The sequence below is a fragment of the Micromonospora sp. C31 genome, assembly GCF_018070575.1.
GTDB lineage: Bacteria > Actinomycetota > Actinomycetes > Mycobacteriales > Micromonosporaceae > Micromonospora.
Genome location: NZ_JAGPXN010000062.1, coordinates 1 through 1,274, shown reverse-complemented (window position 1 = coordinate 1,274; position 1,274 = coordinate 1). Strand labels below are relative to the sequence as shown.

1 protein-coding gene is annotated in these 1,274 nt (G+C 66.0%); it reads left to right on the top strand.

What is annotated here, in order from left to right; translation table 11 throughout:
• Positions 1–201: 201 nt before the first annotated feature.
• Positions 202–1,140 carry a recombinase family protein gene (locus KBX06_RS27435; RefSeq protein WP_210839952.1) on the top strand — a complete coding sequence of 313 codons (939 nt, stop codon included), beginning with the start codon at positions 202–204 and terminating at the stop codon, positions 1,138–1,140.
• Positions 1,141–1,274 lie beyond the last annotated feature (134 nt).

Sequence of the window (1,274 nt, the reverse complement as noted above, 5' to 3'; positions counted from 1 at the left end):
TTCGTCCTCGCCGTGACGCACCCACCAGCACACACCCTGCACTGGTCGCTCTGGCGACGAACATCCCAAGCCCGAGCCCGCCGATCCCACTACCAGCGCAGACAGGCCAAGTGACGTTGGAGTACTAGACCGTGGGCGGCCCACCCCGTGTGGGCCGCCCACGGCCACCCCACAGCCCGACCTCACCGGAGGAACACCCTCATGCCAGGCAAGACCACTCCCACCAGCCCACCGAAGCGGCGCGGCCGACGCGCCCCCACCACCACCCAGCAGGAAGGCTCGACCGGCCCGTGTCGAGTGTGCATCTACATCCGCCGCTCCACCGACGACGAACACCAACCCTTCAGCCTGCTCGCCCAACGCACCGCCCTTCGACGCTACGTCGACAACAACCCCGGCTGGGTCATCGTCTGCGAATTCGAAGACGACGCCTCCGGCGCCACCACCGAACGCCCCGGCTTGAAAAAGGCACTCGACGCGGCGAAAGCCGGCCTCTACCACGTCCTGCTCGTCTACCGAGTCGATCGATTCAGCCGCAGCCTCGCTCACTTCGTCGACCTCGCCGCCACCCTCGACGCCGCCAACGTCCGAGTCGCATCCGCCACCGAACCCGTCGACACCGGCGGCGCGGTCGGCCGCATGATGCTGCAATTCCTCGCCGTGTTCGCCGAATACGAACGAAACATGATCATCGACCGAGTGAAAAGTGGTATGACCGCGAAAGCCAGCAAAGGCCAATGGGCCGGCGGCACCCGCCCCTACGGCTACCTCGTCAACCCCGACACGCAGCATTTGGTGCCGCACCCCGACGAGGCACCCATCCTGCGGGACATCTTCCGCCTCTACACCCGCGACCGGCTCGGGACCCGTGCCATCGCCACCGAGTTGAACTCTCGCGGTGTTCCGAACCGCACCGGCAAGAAGTGGTCCGGACACACCATCAACCGGATCCTGGACAACCCCGCCTACCTCGGGGACATCGCCTACCGCGACGTCTACGTCCCCGACGCCCACGAAGCACTCATCGACCGGGACACCTTCCGCCGCGCCCAGGACATCGCCTCCGCGCGTGGTGACGTCCAAACCCAGCGGGCCATGTCCGACTCGGACTACTACCTCACTCAGCCTTTTTCATCCTGACCTTGCGGGTCAGGGGCGGTGTGCGTAGCCCGAGGATCGATGAGGGCGAGGCTCCAGGTAAGACAGCAAATCGACCAAAACCCGATGCCCCGACCGGGAGCCTCGCCTGTGCTGTCTTACCCGTCCACGATCTC